This window comes from Ralstonia flaminis, assembly GCF_958415495.1.
Lineage (GTDB): Bacteria > Pseudomonadota > Gammaproteobacteria > Burkholderiales > Burkholderiaceae > Ralstonia > Ralstonia flaminis.
On record NZ_CATZLL010000014.1, the window covers coordinates 131,563 to 146,469 of the forward strand.

General features: G+C 65.2%; 12 protein-coding genes. 9 read left to right on the top strand and 3 right to left on the bottom strand.

Annotated features, from left to right (window positions below; genetic code table 11):
* The first annotated feature begins 68 nt into the window (after positions 1 to 68).
* From R2N11_RS20155 to R2N11_RS20195, 9 genes are all read left to right on the top strand, one after another.
* The gene (locus R2N11_RS20155) at positions 69 to 1,409 is read left to right on the top strand and encodes an MFS transporter (RefSeq protein ID WP_199031945.1); all 1,341 of its coding nucleotides are present in this window, start codon (positions 69 to 71) and stop codon (positions 1,407 to 1,409) included.
* A 132-nt stretch (positions 1,410 to 1,541) separates the two neighbouring features.
* On the top strand, positions 1,542 to 2,522 hold the full coding sequence (locus R2N11_RS20160) for a quinone oxidoreductase family protein (RefSeq protein WP_199031944.1): 981 nt from the start codon (positions 1,542 to 1,544) through the stop codon (positions 2,520 to 2,522).
* 10 nt (positions 2,523 to 2,532) lie between these two features.
* A complete protein-coding gene (locus tag R2N11_RS20165; protein ID WP_316682159.1) occupies positions 2,533 to 3,381 on the top strand; it encodes a TauD/TfdA dioxygenase family protein in 849 nt (282 codons plus the stop codon).
* A gap of 57 nt (positions 3,382 to 3,438) precedes the next feature.
* Positions 3,439 to 4,572, top strand: coding sequence for a porin (locus R2N11_RS20170; protein WP_199031942.1), 1,134 nt, complete (start codon positions 3,439 to 3,441; stop codon positions 4,570 to 4,572).
* Between the two features lie 113 nt (positions 4,573 to 4,685).
* On the top strand, positions 4,686 to 5,255 hold the full coding sequence (locus R2N11_RS20175) for an RBBP9/YdeN family alpha/beta hydrolase (protein WP_199031941.1): 570 nt from the start codon (positions 4,686 to 4,688) through the stop codon (positions 5,253 to 5,255).
* Positions 5,242 to 5,955 carry a DsbA family oxidoreductase gene (locus R2N11_RS20180; protein WP_316682160.1) on the top strand — a complete coding sequence of 238 codons (714 nt, stop codon included), beginning with the start codon at positions 5,242 to 5,244 and terminating at the stop codon, positions 5,953 to 5,955. The genes R2N11_RS20175 and R2N11_RS20180 overlap by 14 nt, the downstream gene beginning before the upstream one ends.
* Positions 5,945 to 6,262 (top strand): Rieske (2Fe-2S) protein, encoded by a 318-nt coding sequence (locus R2N11_RS20185; RefSeq protein WP_199031939.1) that lies wholly within the window; start codon positions 5,945 to 5,947, stop codon positions 6,260 to 6,262. The genes R2N11_RS20180 and R2N11_RS20185 overlap by 11 nt, the downstream gene beginning before the upstream one ends.
* A gap of 48 nt (positions 6,263 to 6,310) precedes the next feature.
* Positions 6,311 to 7,954: a fatty acid--CoA ligase gene (locus R2N11_RS20190; RefSeq protein ID WP_316682161.1), complete on the top strand. Its 1,644-nt coding sequence runs from the start codon at positions 6,311 to 6,313 to the stop codon at positions 7,952 to 7,954.
* Between the two features lie 116 nt (positions 7,955 to 8,070).
* Entirely contained in the window at positions 8,071 to 9,627 is a 1,557-nt protein-coding gene (locus tag R2N11_RS20195; protein ID WP_316682162.1) for a methyl-accepting chemotaxis protein, read from the top strand.
* Positions 9,628 to 9,801: 174 nt separating this feature from the next.
* Here the strand turns inward: R2N11_RS20195 and R2N11_RS20200 are convergent, their stop codons facing one another.
* The 3 genes from R2N11_RS20200 to R2N11_RS20210 all read right to left on the bottom strand — a co-directional run bounded on the left by R2N11_RS20200 (position 9,802) and on the right by R2N11_RS20210 (position 14,689).
* On the bottom strand, positions 9,802 to 11,184 hold the full coding sequence (locus R2N11_RS20200) for an MATE family efflux transporter (RefSeq protein WP_316682163.1): 1,383 nt from the start codon (positions 11,182 to 11,184) through the stop codon (positions 9,802 to 9,804).
* On the bottom strand, positions 11,181 to 11,813 hold the full coding sequence (locus tag R2N11_RS20205) for a DUF2239 family protein (RefSeq protein WP_199031935.1): 633 nt from the start codon (positions 11,811 to 11,813) through the stop codon (positions 11,181 to 11,183). Before R2N11_RS20205 ends, R2N11_RS20200 begins: the two co-directional genes overlap by 4 nt.
* A 122-nt stretch (positions 11,814 to 11,935) precedes the next feature.
* Complete coding sequence (locus R2N11_RS20210) at positions 11,936 to 14,689, bottom strand: molybdopterin-dependent oxidoreductase (protein WP_316682165.1); 2,754 nt, start codon at positions 14,687 to 14,689, stop codon at positions 11,936 to 11,938.
* Positions 14,690 to 14,907: the final 218 nt, after the last annotated feature.

The following is a 14,907-nucleotide window of genomic DNA, read 5'->3' on the forward strand; positions in this document are numbered from 1 at the left end:
CAAGTCGCGCTTTCACCGGGCCCAACACAGGCGGCGCTCAATGCAAGCGCCGCCACTCGGAGACAACCATGAATCTGCACGCTGCCGACCCGAGCGCAGACAACCACGACGGCTACCTCGTCAGCCGACCCCAAGCGTGGTTTGCGTTTGCGATGACTTTTGCGCTGATGCTGTTCGACTACATCGACCGGCAAGTCATCGTGTCGCTGTTCCCGCACCTGAAGACGGCCTGGGCGCTGTCGGACAAACAACTGGGTGCGCTGGTGTCCGTCATCTCGATCGTGGTGGCGGTGGGGGGCTTGCCGGTAGCACTGATGGCTGACCGCTTCAGCCGCGTCAAGAGCATCGTCATCATGGCGACGGTGTGGAGCCTGGCCACCATCTCTTGCATGTTCACGCGCAACTACGGGCAGCTGTTCACCGCGCGCGCCATCGTCGGTGTGGGTGAAACCGGCTACGGCTCGGTGGGGGCGGCGCTCATTGCCAGCCTCTTCCCCAAACGCCTGCGTGCCACGCTGATGGGCGCCTTCTTTGCAGCGGCATCCGTGGGCTCGGTGCTGGGGGTGCTGCTTGGCGGTGTGATTGCCGCACGCTGGGGCTGGCAGGCGGCCTTTGGCGTGGTGGGCGTGCCTGGGTTGCTGCTGGCGCTGCTCTACGTGTTCGTGCCGGACTACAAGACGGTGGCAATGGCGCCCGGTGCGGCGCAGACGCGGCAGTCAGCAGGAACGCTCCTGCAACGCGTGGCCGGCGCACTCACGCATTCACGCACGCTGTGGTGGACCTGCCTGGGCGCGGCCTTCCAGCTGATTGTTGTATCGACCATCTGGTCGTGGCTGCCGAGCTACCTGAACCGCTACCATGGCACACCGCCGGACCGTGCCGCCATGCAGGCCGCGCTGGTCGTGCTGTGCGGCGCACTGGGCGCCTTCGTGTGGGGCGTCGTGGCCGATGTGGTGGCGGCGCGCCGTCAGCGCAACCGGCTACTGGCCGTGGCGGTGCTGGCCATCGTTACGCTGCTGGTGTTCACCACGGCGTTCGGCACGACCATGCCAGCCAACCAGCAATTCCTGCTGATCGCCTTCGGTGGCTTCCTGATGACGTGCACGGTGGCACCGGCATCCAGCGTGGTGTTCGATGTCGTCCACCCGGGTGTGCGTTCCACAGGGGCTGCAGTGCTTTCACTGTTCCAGAACCTGTTCGGCCTGGCGATCGGCCCGTTCGTGGGCGGCGCCATGTCCGATGCATGGGGCCTGCAGACCGCACTGGCTGTCATGCCGATCTTCGGTGTGGTTGCAGCAGGCTGCTTCCTGCTGGCCGCGCGCAGCTACGAAGCCGAACTGAAACGCGTGGCCAGTGTGCAGGTGGATGCAGCGCCCGCCCTCAGCCCATCTGCAGTGGCCTCTGCGTAAGCACCTAGCCCGACTTAACCGCGCGCCGCCTCCCAAGGCTACCCCATCCCCTCTCCGCTTTGACCGCGGCTCGCCCAGCGAGCCGTGCCGGCGGCGCGCACCCCAAACAACTGAAAAAACCTGGAGATACCCATGGCAACCGCAGTCCGCTTTCATGAAACCGGCGGCCCCGAAGTCTTGCGCTGCGAGACCATCGAAGTCGGCCAGCCCGGCCCCGGCCAGGTCCGCCTGCGCCACGAGGCCGTCGGCCTGAACTTTGCCGATACATACTTCCGCTCGGGGCTCTACCCGGTACCGCGCCCGGCCGGCATGGGTGTCGAAGCCGCCGGCATCGTCGAAGCCGTGGGCGAGGATGTGACCAACGTGGCCGTGGGCGACCGCGTGACGTACACCGGCTTCATCAACACGCTGGGGGCGTACAGCACCGAGCGCCTCATCCCCGCCGCACCGCTCATCAAGCTGCCGGACGCCATCGCCTGCGAAACCGCCGCTGCCATGACCATGCGCGGCCTGACCTCGGCCTACCTGCTGCGCCGCATCTATCCGTTTGCCAAGGGCGACACCATCCTGCTGCATGCGGCTGCGGGCGGCGTGGGGCTGATCGTCTCGCAGTGGGCCAAGCTGCTCGGGTTGACGGTGATCGGCACCGTATCGAGCGAAGCCAAGGCGGACATCGCCCGTGCACATGGCTGCGATCACGTCATCAACTACACACACGAAGACGTCGCCAAGCGCGTGCGGGAGTTGACCAATGGCGTTGGCGTGAACGTGGTGTTCGACAGCGTGGGCAAGAACACCTTTGAGGCGTCGCTCGACTCGCTCAAGCGGCGCGGGCTGATGGTGTGCGTGGGTACCGCGTCAGGCCCGATCCCGCCGTTCAATCCGCAACTGCTGGCGATGAAGGGCTCGCTGTACATGACGCGCCCGGCGCTGGCCGATTACATCGCAGACCCAGCCGAGAAAGCTGCGCTTGCCGGCGAGCTGTTCGACCACGTGGCTGCCGGGCGCATCCAGATCGAGATCCATCAACGCTACGCGTTGGAGGAGGCCGTGCAGGCACACCGTGATCTCGAAGCACGCAAGACGACGGGTTCCTCCGTCTTCGTCATCTGAGGGGGCCCGCATGCGTGTCGAACAATTGACCCACGCGCTGGGTGCCGAGCTGATTGGCGTGCAACTGGCCGATGCAGTGCAAAGCGACGACCTGTTTTCGGAGATCCGCGCTGCACTGCTCAAGCACCGCGTGGTCTTCCTGCGCGATCAGGACCTGAGCCGCGCGCAGCACGTCGCCTTCGCCCGCCGCTTTGGCGATCTGGAAGACCACCCTGTCGCCGGCAGCGACCCTGAGCACCCGGGTCTCGTGCGCATCTACAAGACGCCCGACCACCCGAACGACCGCTACGAAAACTGCTGGCATGCTGACACCACGTGGCGCGAGGCGCCGCAGTTCGGTGCCGTGCTGCGCTGTGTGGAATGCCCGCCCGTCGGCGGCGACACCATGTGGGCCAACATGGCGCTGGCCTACGAAAAGCTGCCGGATGACGTGAAGCGCGACATTGCCGACCTGCGTGCGCGCCATAGCATCGAGTCCAGCTTTGGTGCGGTCATGCCGATCGAGAAGCGACTCGCACTCAAGGCGCAGTACCCCGATCCGGAACACCCGGTGGTCCGCACACACCCGGAGACCGGTGAGAAGGTGCTGTACGTGAACGGCTTCACCACGCATTTCACGAACTACCACACGCCGGCGCGCGTGCGCTACGGGCAAGACGCCACGAACGGGGCCTCGGAGCTGCTGCGCTACCTGATCAGCCAGGCGTACATCCCTGAATATCAAGTGCGCTGGCGCTGGAAAGCCAACAGCGTGGCCATCTGGGACAACACCGCCACGCAGCACTACGCCGTGATGGATTACCCGCCGTGCCATCGCAAGATGGAGCGCGCGGGCATCATCGGCAGCAAACCGTTCTAACGATCGCTGGGGCAAACCGCACCCAGTGGCGATTACACCAAGAGGAGACCCTGCATCATGAAGAAGAAACACATCGCCCCCGCAGCATTGCTTGCCTGTGCCGGCGCGGCCTGCGCGCAATCGAGCGTGACGCTGTATGGCGTGGTGGATACCAACATCGAGTACGCCACCAACCTGCCGGGCGCCACACCCGGCAGTTCAGGCAACCGCGTGTCCATGCAGAGCGGCGGCCTGTCCGGCTCGCGCTGGGGCCTGCGCGGGGTGGAAGACCTGGGCAGTGGCCTGAGCGCCCTCTTCGTGCTGGAAAGCGGCTTTGCGAGCGACACCGGGCAATCACAACAAGGCGGCCGCCTGTTCGGCCGCCAGGCCTACGTGGGCCTGAAGAGCAGCACGGTGGGGCAGTTCACCTTCGGCCGCCAGTACACAACGCTGTTCCAGCTGCTCGCCAACTTCGAGCCGATGGCGTATTCCACGCAGTACGAGCCGGCCGCCGTGCAGACCGGCGTCAATTTCCGCTCGGACAACACCGCCATGTACACCGGCACGTTTGGTCCGGTCACGGCACAGGCACACTGGTCGTTCGGCACCGGCGCACCAAGCGTCAACCCAACCGGCGGCGGCAATGGCGAAGTTCCCGGCCAGGCGCGTCGTGACAGCGGCTACGGCGCGGGCGTGGCGTACTCGGCCGGCCCGATCGGCGCCACGCTGGCCTACGACCAGTACAACCCGAGCGTGCCGCTGGGCGGTGGCGCGTTCAGCTCAGGCTCCGTGCGCAAGGCCGCCATCGCGGGCAGCTACCTGTTCGGCGACGTCATCAAGATCATGGGCGGCTATCGCTGGGGCCAGAACAAGAACGCCAACGGCAGCGTAGCCCTGCGTGATGACTACTACTGGGGCGGCGTGAACTACCAGGCGACCAATGCGCTGACGCTGTCGCTGGAATACTCGTATCAGAAGATCAAGACGATCAACAGTGCGCCATCGACCCAGCCCAATCCGTGGCAGGCGGCCTTCATTGCTGACTACACACTCTCCAAGCGCACCGACCTGTACCTGAGCACCGCCTACGCGCGCAACGCAGGGCTGGCGCTGGACCAAGCCACCGTGGACCTCAACGCAACGGGTTACGGCCTGGCCGCCGGCAAGACGAGCATGGTCGGCATGGCAGTCGGCATCCGCCACAAGTTCTGAGCGACCTACACCACGGGAGGCGGTTGCCGCCGTCTCCCCGGTCGGCATTCGAGGAGGGCGACCTCCTCGTTTTTTCTTCCACGCGTTCTTTCACGCTGTAGCGATCCACAACGATGTCCAAGCTCTCTCCCACGATCCTGATGGTGCCCGGTCTGCGCGACCACGTGCCCGAACATTGGCAGACACTGCTGCAGGCCAAGCTGCAGGCCGACGGCATCAAAACCGCCTCGGTGCCACCGCTGGAAGCCGACAAGCTGAGTTGCACAGCGCGCGTGACGGCGCTGGACAAAGCGCTGGCCACCATCGACGGGCCGGTCGTTCTGGTTGCGCACAGCGCGGGCGTGATGATCACCGCGCATTGGGCACGCCGGCATGCGCGCAAGATCCACGGCGCGCTGCTCGCGACGCCGGCCGATCTCGACACACCGCTGCCGTCGGGTTACCCCACCCACGACGCACTGCAGACGAACGGCTGGCTGCCCTGCCCGCGCCGGCCGCTGCCGTTTCCGAGCATCGTCGCGGCCAGCCGCAATGATCCGCTCGCCGCTTACGATCGCGTGGCCGACATGGCCGCCGACTGGGGCAGCCGCCTAGTCGATCTGGGCGAGGTTGGGCACCTGAATCCCGCCGCGGGGTTCGGCCCATGGGCGGATGCGGAAGCGCTGCTCCATGACCTCCTTTGATCGACACGCTCCCGCGCGCCATGCAGTGTCGGCGCCGCAGCGTACGCAGCTCACCATCGACGTCTTCTTCGATCTGATCTGCCCGTGGTGCTGGATCGGTACGCGCCATCTGGCCAGTGCGCTGCGCTCGTTTGCAGCGCTGCGCCCCGACATGTGCCCCAAGGTGCAATGGCGCTCGACACAACTGCTGCCAGACACACCCGTTGAAGGCGAGCCCTACCAGGCGTTCTACCTCAACCGCCTGGGCAGCCCCGCAGCCGTTTCCGCGCGGCGCGCCCAAGTGCAGCAGGCTGGGCATGCCGCCGGTATCGAGTTCGATTTCGCTCGCATCAGCATCCTGCCCAATACCCAGCGCGCTCACCGTTTGATCGGCAGGTTTCTGCAGCGCAATGCCGATGCGCAACCGGCCCCACTCGTCGAGCGGTTGTTCCGTGCCTATTTCCAGGAAGGCGAAGACATCGGCGACGATGACGTTCTGCGGCGCCTGGCAGCGGAATGCAGCCCCACGCAAGGCGCCACACAGGCCGCGTGCTCAGCCGTCGCGCCAACGCAGGCACCGCTTGGGGTGGAGGTGCCGGGGGTGCCCTACTACGTCTTCAACTCGAAGATCACGGTCTCGGGTGCACATCCGCCAAGCGCCCTGTTGCATGCCATGCAACGCGCTGTTTCTCCGCAGCAATGGGCACACCATGTCGCGTAACGTCACGGTCACCCGCACGCGCGAACTGCCTAGCGGCCAACGCAAGCTGGTCTTCATGGAGGGCCGCAGCATCGTGCTGTTCAACGTCGATGGCCGCCTTCATGCCGTCGACAACAGTTGTCCGCACACCGGCGCGTCGCTGGCCGGTGGGCGCCTGGATGGCAACGTTCTGCAATGCCCCGCGCATGGCCTGCGGTTCGACCTCGCCACGGGCTGCACACCGGGTGCAAACGGCTTGTGCCTGAAGACCTTCCCGGTGCGCGTGGTTGGGGACGACATCGTCCTCGTGGTGGATGGCGCTGCCTGACCCCGCTGCTCGCCCACACGGGCTTCCCTATGCAACGCTCTCACCCTCATGCAAGACAACCTGATCACCCCAACCCCGTCGGCCTACACCTACCCGCTGCTCGTCAAGCAATTGCTGACCAATTCGCAATGCCTGTACGGCGATCAAGAGATCACGTATCGCGGTGAGCTGCGCTACAGCTACCGCACGTTTCGCCAACGTATCGGCCAGTTGGCTTCGGCCTTGGCGGCGCTGGGCATACAGCACGGCAACACCGTGGCCGTCATGGACTGGGACAGCCATCGGTATCTGGAGAGCTACTTCGGCATCCCAATGATGGGCGCGACGCTGTTCACCGTGAACGTGCGCCTCTCGGCGCAGCAGATTCTCTACACGCTGAATGACTCTGGCGCCGAGGTGGTGCTGGTGCACTCAGATTTCCTACCCCTGCTTGAAGAGATCCGGGCAGAACTGCAGTCGGTGCGTCAGGTGGTGGTCATTGCCGATGGGCAAGCCGTGCCGCAGACCGGCTTTGCAGTGGCGGGTGAATATGAGGCGCTGCTGGACCGGGCCTCACCCGACTTTGCGTTTCCCGAGTTCGACGAACACACCCGGGCGGCCACGTTCTACACCACCGGCACCACCGGCGACCCCAAGGGCGTGAGCTACAGCCACCGCGACATCGTGCTGCACACGCTGACCACCGGCATGGCACTCAGCGCGCCACGCGCTGGGCAACGGCTGCACCGTGAAGACGTCTACATGCCGATCACGCCGATGTTCCATGTGCTGGCCTGGGGCATGCCCTACATTGCAGTCACGCTCGGCCTGAAGATCGTCATGCCGGGTCGCTACGCACCGGACGTTCTGCTCAAGCTGCACGACACCGAGCGCGTCACGTTCTCGCACTGCGTGCCGACCCTGCTGCAGATGTTGTTGCAAGCCTCGGAAGGCGGCATGGTCGACCTGTCGGGGTGGAAGATCATCATCGGCGGCTCGGCGCTGTCGCCCGCGCTCTGCGAGGCGGCGCTTGCGCGCGGTATCGACGTGTTCGCGGGTTACGGCATGTCGGAGACGGGCCCCGTGGTATCGCTGGCGCAACTGCCGCCCAAGTTCCGACCATCGAACCGGCAGGAAGAGGTGCGCATGCGCTGCTCAACCGGGCGCCCCGTGCCGATGGTCGACTTCCGCATCGTCGACGATCAGTTGCGCGATGTGCCCCGCGACACCAAGGCCCAGGGCGAAATCGTCCTGCGCGCCCCCTTCCTCACCCAGGGCTATTTCAAGAAGCCCGAAGCCTCCGAAGCGCTCTGGGAAGGCGGGTACCTGCATACGCAAGACGTTGCGGTGATGGGGCCCGACGGCTTCGTGCAGATCGTCGATCGCATCAAGGACGTGATCAAGACCGGCGGTGAATGGGTGTCGTCGATCGAGGTGGAGCAACTGATTGCCGAGGTGCCGGGCGTGCTGGAGAGCGCGGTCATCGGCGTGCGTGACGCGAAGTGGGGCGAGCGCCCCATGGCCTTCGTCGTCCGCAAGACCGGCAGCCACGTGAAGGCCGAGACCATTCGCGAGCACCTGCTGCTCGTCGATGCCAAGCGCATCAGCAAGTACGCGGTGCCGGAACTGGACCGCATCGCCTTTGTGGCCGAGATCCCGAAGACCAGCGTCGGCAAGATCAACAAAAAGGTACTGCGCAACAACGCGGCGTGATTCGGCTTTCGATCCCGCCGGAACATCGGCTGAACGACATGGCCTGCGCCAGGTGATAAAGCCGCCTGGCTAGGTCTGTCGCACGTTCGCGTCAGTGCGCCTCACTCCTTGCCACCATGAACACACTCAGTATCAAGACACGGTTGATTCTTCTGGTTTCCGTCCTGCTGGCGTTGCTCACGCTGTCTTGCGTCATGGGCCTGCTGCGAATGCATCAGGCCAACGCGGTGGTTGAGGCGCTCTACAACGACCGCGTGGTACGCCTCGGGCAGCTCAAGATCGTCTCCGACGGCTATGCGGTTGGTATCGCGCAGATTGCGCAGGAAGCGCTGGATGGCGCCGTCACGCCCGCTGACGCGGCACAGAAGCTCGCCGCCGCGCAGTCGGGCATCAAGCAGGCATGGCAAACCTACGCCGGTGCGCCTCTGGCGCATCAGGAAAGCGCGTTGGTGGCGCAGGTCGATCCGTTGATGAAACGGGCAGACGTTGCGATCGGGCACCTGCTTGATCGGTTGAAAGCCAACGACATCGGCGGCCTGCGTGCCAGCATCAGCAGCGAGACGCCCCCGGTCGTGAAGCCTGTCGTGCAAGTGCTTGGCCAGTTGACCCAGTTGCAAATGGCCATCGCAAAGCAGGAGTACGTGCAGACTCAAGCGGCGTACCGGGCTGCGCTGTGGCGCGTCATTGGCGCGATGGCATTGACCCTGACCGTTGCCGTGTTGGCCTGCGGGTGGCTGATCCGCTCGATCACCAGGCCGCTGGCGGAAGCGGTTCGCGTAGCAAGAACCGTGGCCGCCGGCGACTTGACTTGCCGAATCGCGGTCTCGGGTCGCGACGAAACGAGCCAGTTGCTGGCCGCGCTCAAACACATGAATGAGAATCTGCTGCATATCGTCGGCGGCGTGCGCGCAGGCAGCGAGGCCATCGGGTCGGCAACGCAGCAGATCGCTGCAGGTAATCTCGACCTGTCTTCGCGTACGGAACAACAAGCCGCTTCGCTCGAAGAAACCGCGTCCAGCATGGAGCAATTGACGGGCACCGTGCGGCAGAACGCCGACAACGCTCGGCAGGCAAGTGCGCTCGCTGACAACGCCTCGGAGACTGCCAGTCGCGGCAACGACGTAGTCACGCGCGTGATCGGAACGATGGGGCAGATCGGCGAGAGCTCGACAAAGATTGCCGACATCATCGGCATCATCGAGGGCATCGCGTTCCAGACCAATATCCTGGCGCTCAACGCGGCAGTGGAAGCAGCCCGAGCCGGCGAGCAGGGGCGTGGCTTTGCCGTGGTTGCCGGCGAGGTGCGCACGCTCGCCCAGCGCTCGTCCAGTGCAGCCAAGGACATCAAGGGCCTGATCGAAACCTCCGTCACCCGCGTAGCGGCCGGCACCGAACTCGCCGGCCGCGCCGGACGCACGATGCAGGAGATCATGCGCGCCGTGGCTCAGGTCACGGACATCATGAGCGAGATTGCCGCAGCGTCGGAGGAGCAGAGCCGAGGCATCGAGCAAGTCGGGCAGGCCGTCACGCAGATGGACGAAGTCACACAGCAGAATGCGGCGCTCGTAGAACAAGCCACAGCGGCCGCGCAATCACTCGAAGATCAGGCCGCCGAACTCAAGGCAGCAGTGGCGGTGTTCCGGTTGACCCCGACGGCATCGACGGCCTCCTGAAAGCGATCGGTGCACTCGGTGCTGGCGCCGGGCCTCATTGCCCATGTGGACGAGATACCGAAGGCCCGCGTCGGCAAGATCAACAAGAAGGCACTGCGCGAGCGCTCGGTGTCGAGCGCTTGGCCCACTGAACGCCGGAGCTGCCGCGTGCACAGCGCCCCGGCGAACCCACCATCACACCATGCGGCGGATACCGAAGCGTTGCGCACGGCGTCGCCACACCAGACCGTAGTACGCCCCCTGCATCAAGAACATCGCGATGAACGCAGCGGGATACGCCGCCCAGATGCCATCGGTGCCGATGTGCCGGCTCAGCATCCATGCCACCGGCACTTCCACCGCTGCAATGGCGATGATGGAGATGGCCGTCGGCGCCATCACCGTACCGCTGGCACGCATGACGCCCGAGAACACGCTTGCCATACCGAAGATGACCGAGCTCCACAACGAGATATGCAGCAGGCTCTGGGCCAGGCTCATCACTTCGGTGTTCGTGGTGAACCAGCCGATCACGGAGCGCGAGAACAATAACGCCAGCACCACCAGCAGCCCCGTAATCGCCACGTTGAGCATCAGCCCGGTGCGGGTGATGGCGTCGAGCCGATCCGTATTGCCGGCGCCAATGGCCTGTGCACCCAGAATCGATGCCGTGATGGCAATCGACATGGCGGGAAACTGCACGTAGCTGATGATCTGAGTGCCGGCGCCGTAAGCGGCCGTGGCGTCCGACCCGAAGCTGTTGACGAACGACAGCAGCGCCAGCTCTGCAATCGAGATCACGACAAGCTGAACGCCCGTCGGCACGCCGATCTTCAGAACAGTCCTGAGCACCCGAAAGTCCACCCACAGATGCCGTGCCAGTACGGCATCTGGCGCGAGCGGATGGTTGCGGCGGCGCAGGAAGAACGCCAGCCAAACCAGCGCCACCGTGAACGACACAATCGTCGCCACCGCGCCGCTGGCCACACCCAGTTGCGGCAGGCCAAACCAGCCACGGATCAGCGATGGCGTGAGCACCAGCCCAATCGACGTGGAAAGCGCCAGCGTACGCAACGGCGTGCGCGTGTCGCCCACGCCACGCATCATCGCGGTGGCGAGCAGGTAGACGAACAGACCCGGCATGGCGTAGAGCATGACGCTGGCATAGAGCGTGGCATCCTGCAGGATGTCAGCTGGCGTGCCAAGCCAGCGCAGCAGTGCCTGCGCAAACGGGCCACCCAGCAGCGCCACGGTCAGGCCCACGGCAAAGCCCACCGACAGCGTGGTGCCGGCCACGGTCTTCACCGCCTCCGGCTTCTTGGCGCCCCACGCCTGCCCGATCAGCACCGCCGCGCCCGAGCCCAGCCCGATGATGAAGGCGATGAAGAAGAACAGGATTGGGAAGAACGCCGACACCGCTGCCAGTGCCTTCACACCCAGCATGTGTCCAACGTAGACATTGTTGAGCGTGCCGGACAGCGATTGCAGGATGTTGGCGAGAATCAGCGGCCCGAGAAAGGCCACAAAGGTGCGCCACAGCGGACGCGCTGCGGTGGGATTGGATTGGGGAGTGCTCATGCGGCGTGTTGTCCTTCTTCTTGTGTGGGGGGGGCCGATGAGCCGAATGCACGGCTCGCAAGCCAGCGGGCATGTTCGCGCACGTCAGCAGGCCAGGCCTCAGTGCAGACAACAAAGCGTTGGGCATCGCCAGCAAACAAGGCGCGCAGGGCATCTTCATAAGCAGGGGCATTGCCCGCCATGGCCGAAACAAAGCCATAGGCCACGTCGACTGCCGCGCGCTGGCGATCGCGTGCTTCGCTGGCGCGGCGGGCATCTTCGACCAGCTTGCGCAGCGTGACCGACGCCCCGCCGGGCTGCGAGGCCAGCCATTCCCAATGACGCGGCAGCAGTGTGACCTCGCGCGCAGTCACGCCCAGCTTCGGGCGGCCCGGGCCACGCGGTAGCGCTGGTTCGTCAGGAATCTCGGGAGCGGATTGGGCGGGAAGCCGGGCCAGTACGTCGTCAACCGAGCCACGCAGGTCAAGCTCGACCACATCGCTGGTTGCGTCGTCAAAGACGAGCACGGTGGCATCGGCATGGTGGTCGACGTAGGCTTTGACCGCCTGCGCAACATCGCGCAACGGGCCGGCGGCAATACGCCGCGCGCCGGCAAACGCCGTACAGGTCACAACCGATGCGGGATGCATGATCAGGCTCCAGTGAAACAAAGGAGCCAATTCTACCCGGATTTAATTTGACATCAATATCTTCCGGGTAGAAATGTGTTGTTGTGCAGAATGCGACACCTGTCGGCGACGTAGCGTGCCGATCACGCCGCCTGCTGCACGCGCGCCTCGACCAGCAGGCGTTTGAGTTCCGGCACGCATGAGCCGCAATTACCGCCCGCCTTCAGACAAGCCGTGATCTCGCCAGTGGATTGCAAACCGTGCGTGCGGACGGCATCGCAGATGGTGTTGCGGCCCACGCCAAAGCACGAGCACACGGTGGGGCCAACGTCTGCAGCGGCTTCGATCGGCTGGCCAAGCAGCACGCCTGCACGGTCCTGGTCTTCCAGGCGCGCCTGCGCGAAGAGACCCGCCAGCCAGTTGCGCGATGGCAAGTCCGGGCGCGGCGAGAGAAACACACAGGCTTCGATGCAGTCGTCCACCACATGTACCGCGCGATAAACGCGCGCGGTCTTGTCTTCGTATTCGAGCCAATCGGCATGTGGGTCGGTCACGCCGAGCAGTGCGCGCGCCCAGTCGTGCACCGAGTCGAGCTGCTGCCGCCCAGCCAGTTCGTAACGCACGAACCGCTTGCCCTGGATGCGCGTCCACCACGTCGCGTCCTCCGTACCGAGCGCACGGCGCGAGAGCACGAAGCCGTGCCACGCCACGTCAAACGGCTCGACCATCACCGGCGTGTGCTTGAACTCGGGCTCGCCCGACACCGGGTCGACCACCGGATTGACGACCGCACCCACGCGCGCGTCTGAGGCGAACTGGCCATTCCAGTGGATCGGCACGAACACGCTGCCACGCGCGATGCCGCCCGTCATGCGCACGCGCGCCACGACGCTGCCCCAACGCGACGACACACGCGCCAGGCCGCCTTCGCGCACGCCGGCCAGCAGCGCGTCGTGCGGGTGCAGATCGACAAACGGCTCGGGTACGTGATCCGCCAGCTTGGGCGCGCGGCCGGTGCGCGTCATGGTGTGCCACTGGTCGCGCACGCGGCCGGTGTTGAGGATGAGCGGGTAGTCGCCGTCGGCCGCATGCGCGGGTGCGCGGGCCGGTGTCGGCACGAACCGCGCACGGCCATCGCCAAACGCGAAGCGGCCATCGCTGAACAGACGTGCTTCGCTATTGCCTGGCGTGGTGATGGGCCATTGCACAGGCGCCATGCTGCTGTAGGCATCTGCATCCAGCCCCGTCAGGCCACCGAGGTGGAATGCACGGCGAACACCTTGCACGCCGCTTGCTTCGTTGGCGTAGGCGGACAGGCGCGCGTGTTCGTCGAACACTTCATGCTGGGTCTTGAAGTCGAAGCCGTGGTAACCCATGCGGCGGGCGACGCCGGCAACGATGTCCCAGTCGGCACGCGCCTCACCGGGCGCCGGCAGGAAGGCGCGCTGGCGTGAGATACGGCGCTCGGAGTTCGTCACCGTGCCGTCTTTCTCACCCCAGCCGAGCGCGGGCAGCAGGATGTCGGCCAGCACGGTCGTGTCGGTCGTCTCAACGATGTCGGAGGCGACGACCAGTTCGCACTTGGCGAGCGCGCGACGCGCCTGATCGGCATCCGGCAGGCTGACCACGGGGTTGGTGCCTATGATCCATACAGCCTTCACCCGCCCTTCCTCGATGGCGTTGAACAGGTCCACCGCCTTCAGGCCCGCCTTGTCAGCCATCCGTGGGGCGTTCCAGAACGTCTGCACCAACTCGCGATGTGCAGGCTCATTCAGCTCCATGTGCGCGGCCAGCATGTTGGCCAGGCCGCCCACCTCGCGCCCGCCCATCGCATTCGGTTGACCGGTAATGGAAAACGGCCCCATGCCCGCGCGCCCGATGCGGCCGGTCAGCAAATGGCAGTTGATGATGCTGTTGACCTTGTCCGTGCCCGCGGTCGATTGATTGACGCCCATCGAGAACGCGGTGATGGTGCGCTCCGTGTCGGCAAACCAGCTGTAGAACGTGAGCAGGTCGTCGAGCTTGAGCTTGCATGCCTTGGCCACGGCTTCCACGTCGTCGCTCACGGTACCGGCCGCTTGCAGTGCAGCGTCCGGGCCGTTGGTATGCAGGGTGACAAAGTTGCGGTCCACCACGCCACGCCGCGAAAGGAACGACAGCAGGCCGTTGAACAACCACACATCGGTACCCGGCTTGATGGGCAGGTGCAGGTCCGCCAGTTCGCACGTGGCCGTATGGCGCGGGTCGACCACCACCACCTTCATCTCGGGCCGCGCCTCTTTGGCGCGCATGATGCGCTGGAACAGGATCGGGTGGCACCACGCGGTGTTGGAGCCGACCAGCACGATCAGGTCCGCCGCTTCCAGATCGTCGTAGCAGACGGGCACGAGATCTTCGCCAAACGCGCGCTTGTGCCCCGCTACGGCCGACGACATGCACAGCCGCGAGTTGGTGTCGATGTTGGCTGTGCCGATAAAGCCCTTCATGAGCTTGTTGGCGACGTAGTAATCCTCGGTCAGCAACTGGCCGGACACGTACAGCGCAACAGCATCCGGGCCATGCTCGTCGACGATGCGGCGCAAGCCCTGCGCGACGGTATCGAGTGCGGTGTCCCACGACACACGTTGCAGGGGCGCAGGCGACGCATCCACGTTACCCACATCGCGCGAGCGCTCGCGCATGGCGGGGTACAGCAGGCGGCCATCCAGGCTGATGGTCTCGCCCAGCGCGGAGCCCTTTACGCATAAGCGCCCTGCGTTGGCCGGGTGCGTCGGGTCGCCTTGGATGCTGACGCTGCCGTCTGCTTGCGGGGTTGCCAGCACGCCGCAGCCGACGCCACAGTATGGGCAGGTGGTGCGCACGGCGTCCGCTATTGGGTGAAGGGGGATGGTGGTCATCGTCGTCTTTGTATTGCTTTGCGTGGGTGGTGCATCCTTTGTTTCATCCCCTGCCGGGGCGGGATTTGGTGGTCCATCCCCGGTTTCGTCCCCTGCCGGGGACGACTCACTTTCTTTGGTCTTGCCCAAAGAAAGTAAGCAAAGAAATGCGCGCCCGAGATGGCGCCCCCCCCTTGAATTTGTGTAACTGGGCGGGGAAGGAGGCAAACTCGCTGCGC

What these genes read in the sequence shown, in the direction of transcription:
- R2N11_RS20170 (WP_199031942.1), top strand. Translation starts at nt 3,439, where the DNA reads ATGAAGAAGAAACACATCGCCCCCGCAGCATTGCTTGCCTGTGCCGGC.
- R2N11_RS20195 (WP_316682162.1), top strand. Translation starts at nt 8,071, where the DNA reads ATGAACACACTCAGTATCAAGACACGGTTGATTCTTCTGGTTTCCGTC.
- R2N11_RS20210 (WP_316682165.1), bottom strand. Translation starts at nt 14,689, where the DNA reads ATGACCACCATCCCCCTTCACCCAATAGCGGACGCCGTGCGCACCACC.
- R2N11_RS20190 (WP_316682161.1), top strand. Translation starts at nt 6,311, where the DNA reads ATGCAAGACAACCTGATCACCCCAACCCCGTCGGCCTACACCTACCCG.
- R2N11_RS20185 (WP_199031939.1), top strand. Translation starts at nt 5,945, where the DNA reads ATGTCGCGTAACGTCACGGTCACCCGCACGCGCGAACTGCCTAGCGGC.
- R2N11_RS20180 (WP_316682160.1), top strand. Translation starts at nt 5,242, where the DNA reads ATGACCTCCTTTGATCGACACGCTCCCGCGCGCCATGCAGTGTCGGCG.
- R2N11_RS20200 (WP_316682163.1), bottom strand. Translation starts at nt 11,184, where the DNA reads ATGAGCACTCCCCAATCCAATCCCACCGCAGCGCGTCCGCTGTGGCGC.
- R2N11_RS20155 (WP_199031945.1), top strand. Translation starts at nt 69, where the DNA reads ATGAATCTGCACGCTGCCGACCCGAGCGCAGACAACCACGACGGCTAC.
- R2N11_RS20165 (WP_316682159.1), top strand. Translation starts at nt 2,533, where the DNA reads ATGCGTGTCGAACAATTGACCCACGCGCTGGGTGCCGAGCTGATTGGC.
- R2N11_RS20175 (WP_199031941.1), top strand. Translation starts at nt 4,686, where the DNA reads ATGTCCAAGCTCTCTCCCACGATCCTGATGGTGCCCGGTCTGCGCGAC.
- R2N11_RS20205 (WP_199031935.1), bottom strand. Translation starts at nt 11,813, where the DNA reads ATGCATCCCGCATCGGTTGTGACCTGTACGGCGTTTGCCGGCGCGCGG.
- R2N11_RS20160 (WP_199031944.1), top strand. Translation starts at nt 1,542, where the DNA reads ATGGCAACCGCAGTCCGCTTTCATGAAACCGGCGGCCCCGAAGTCTTG.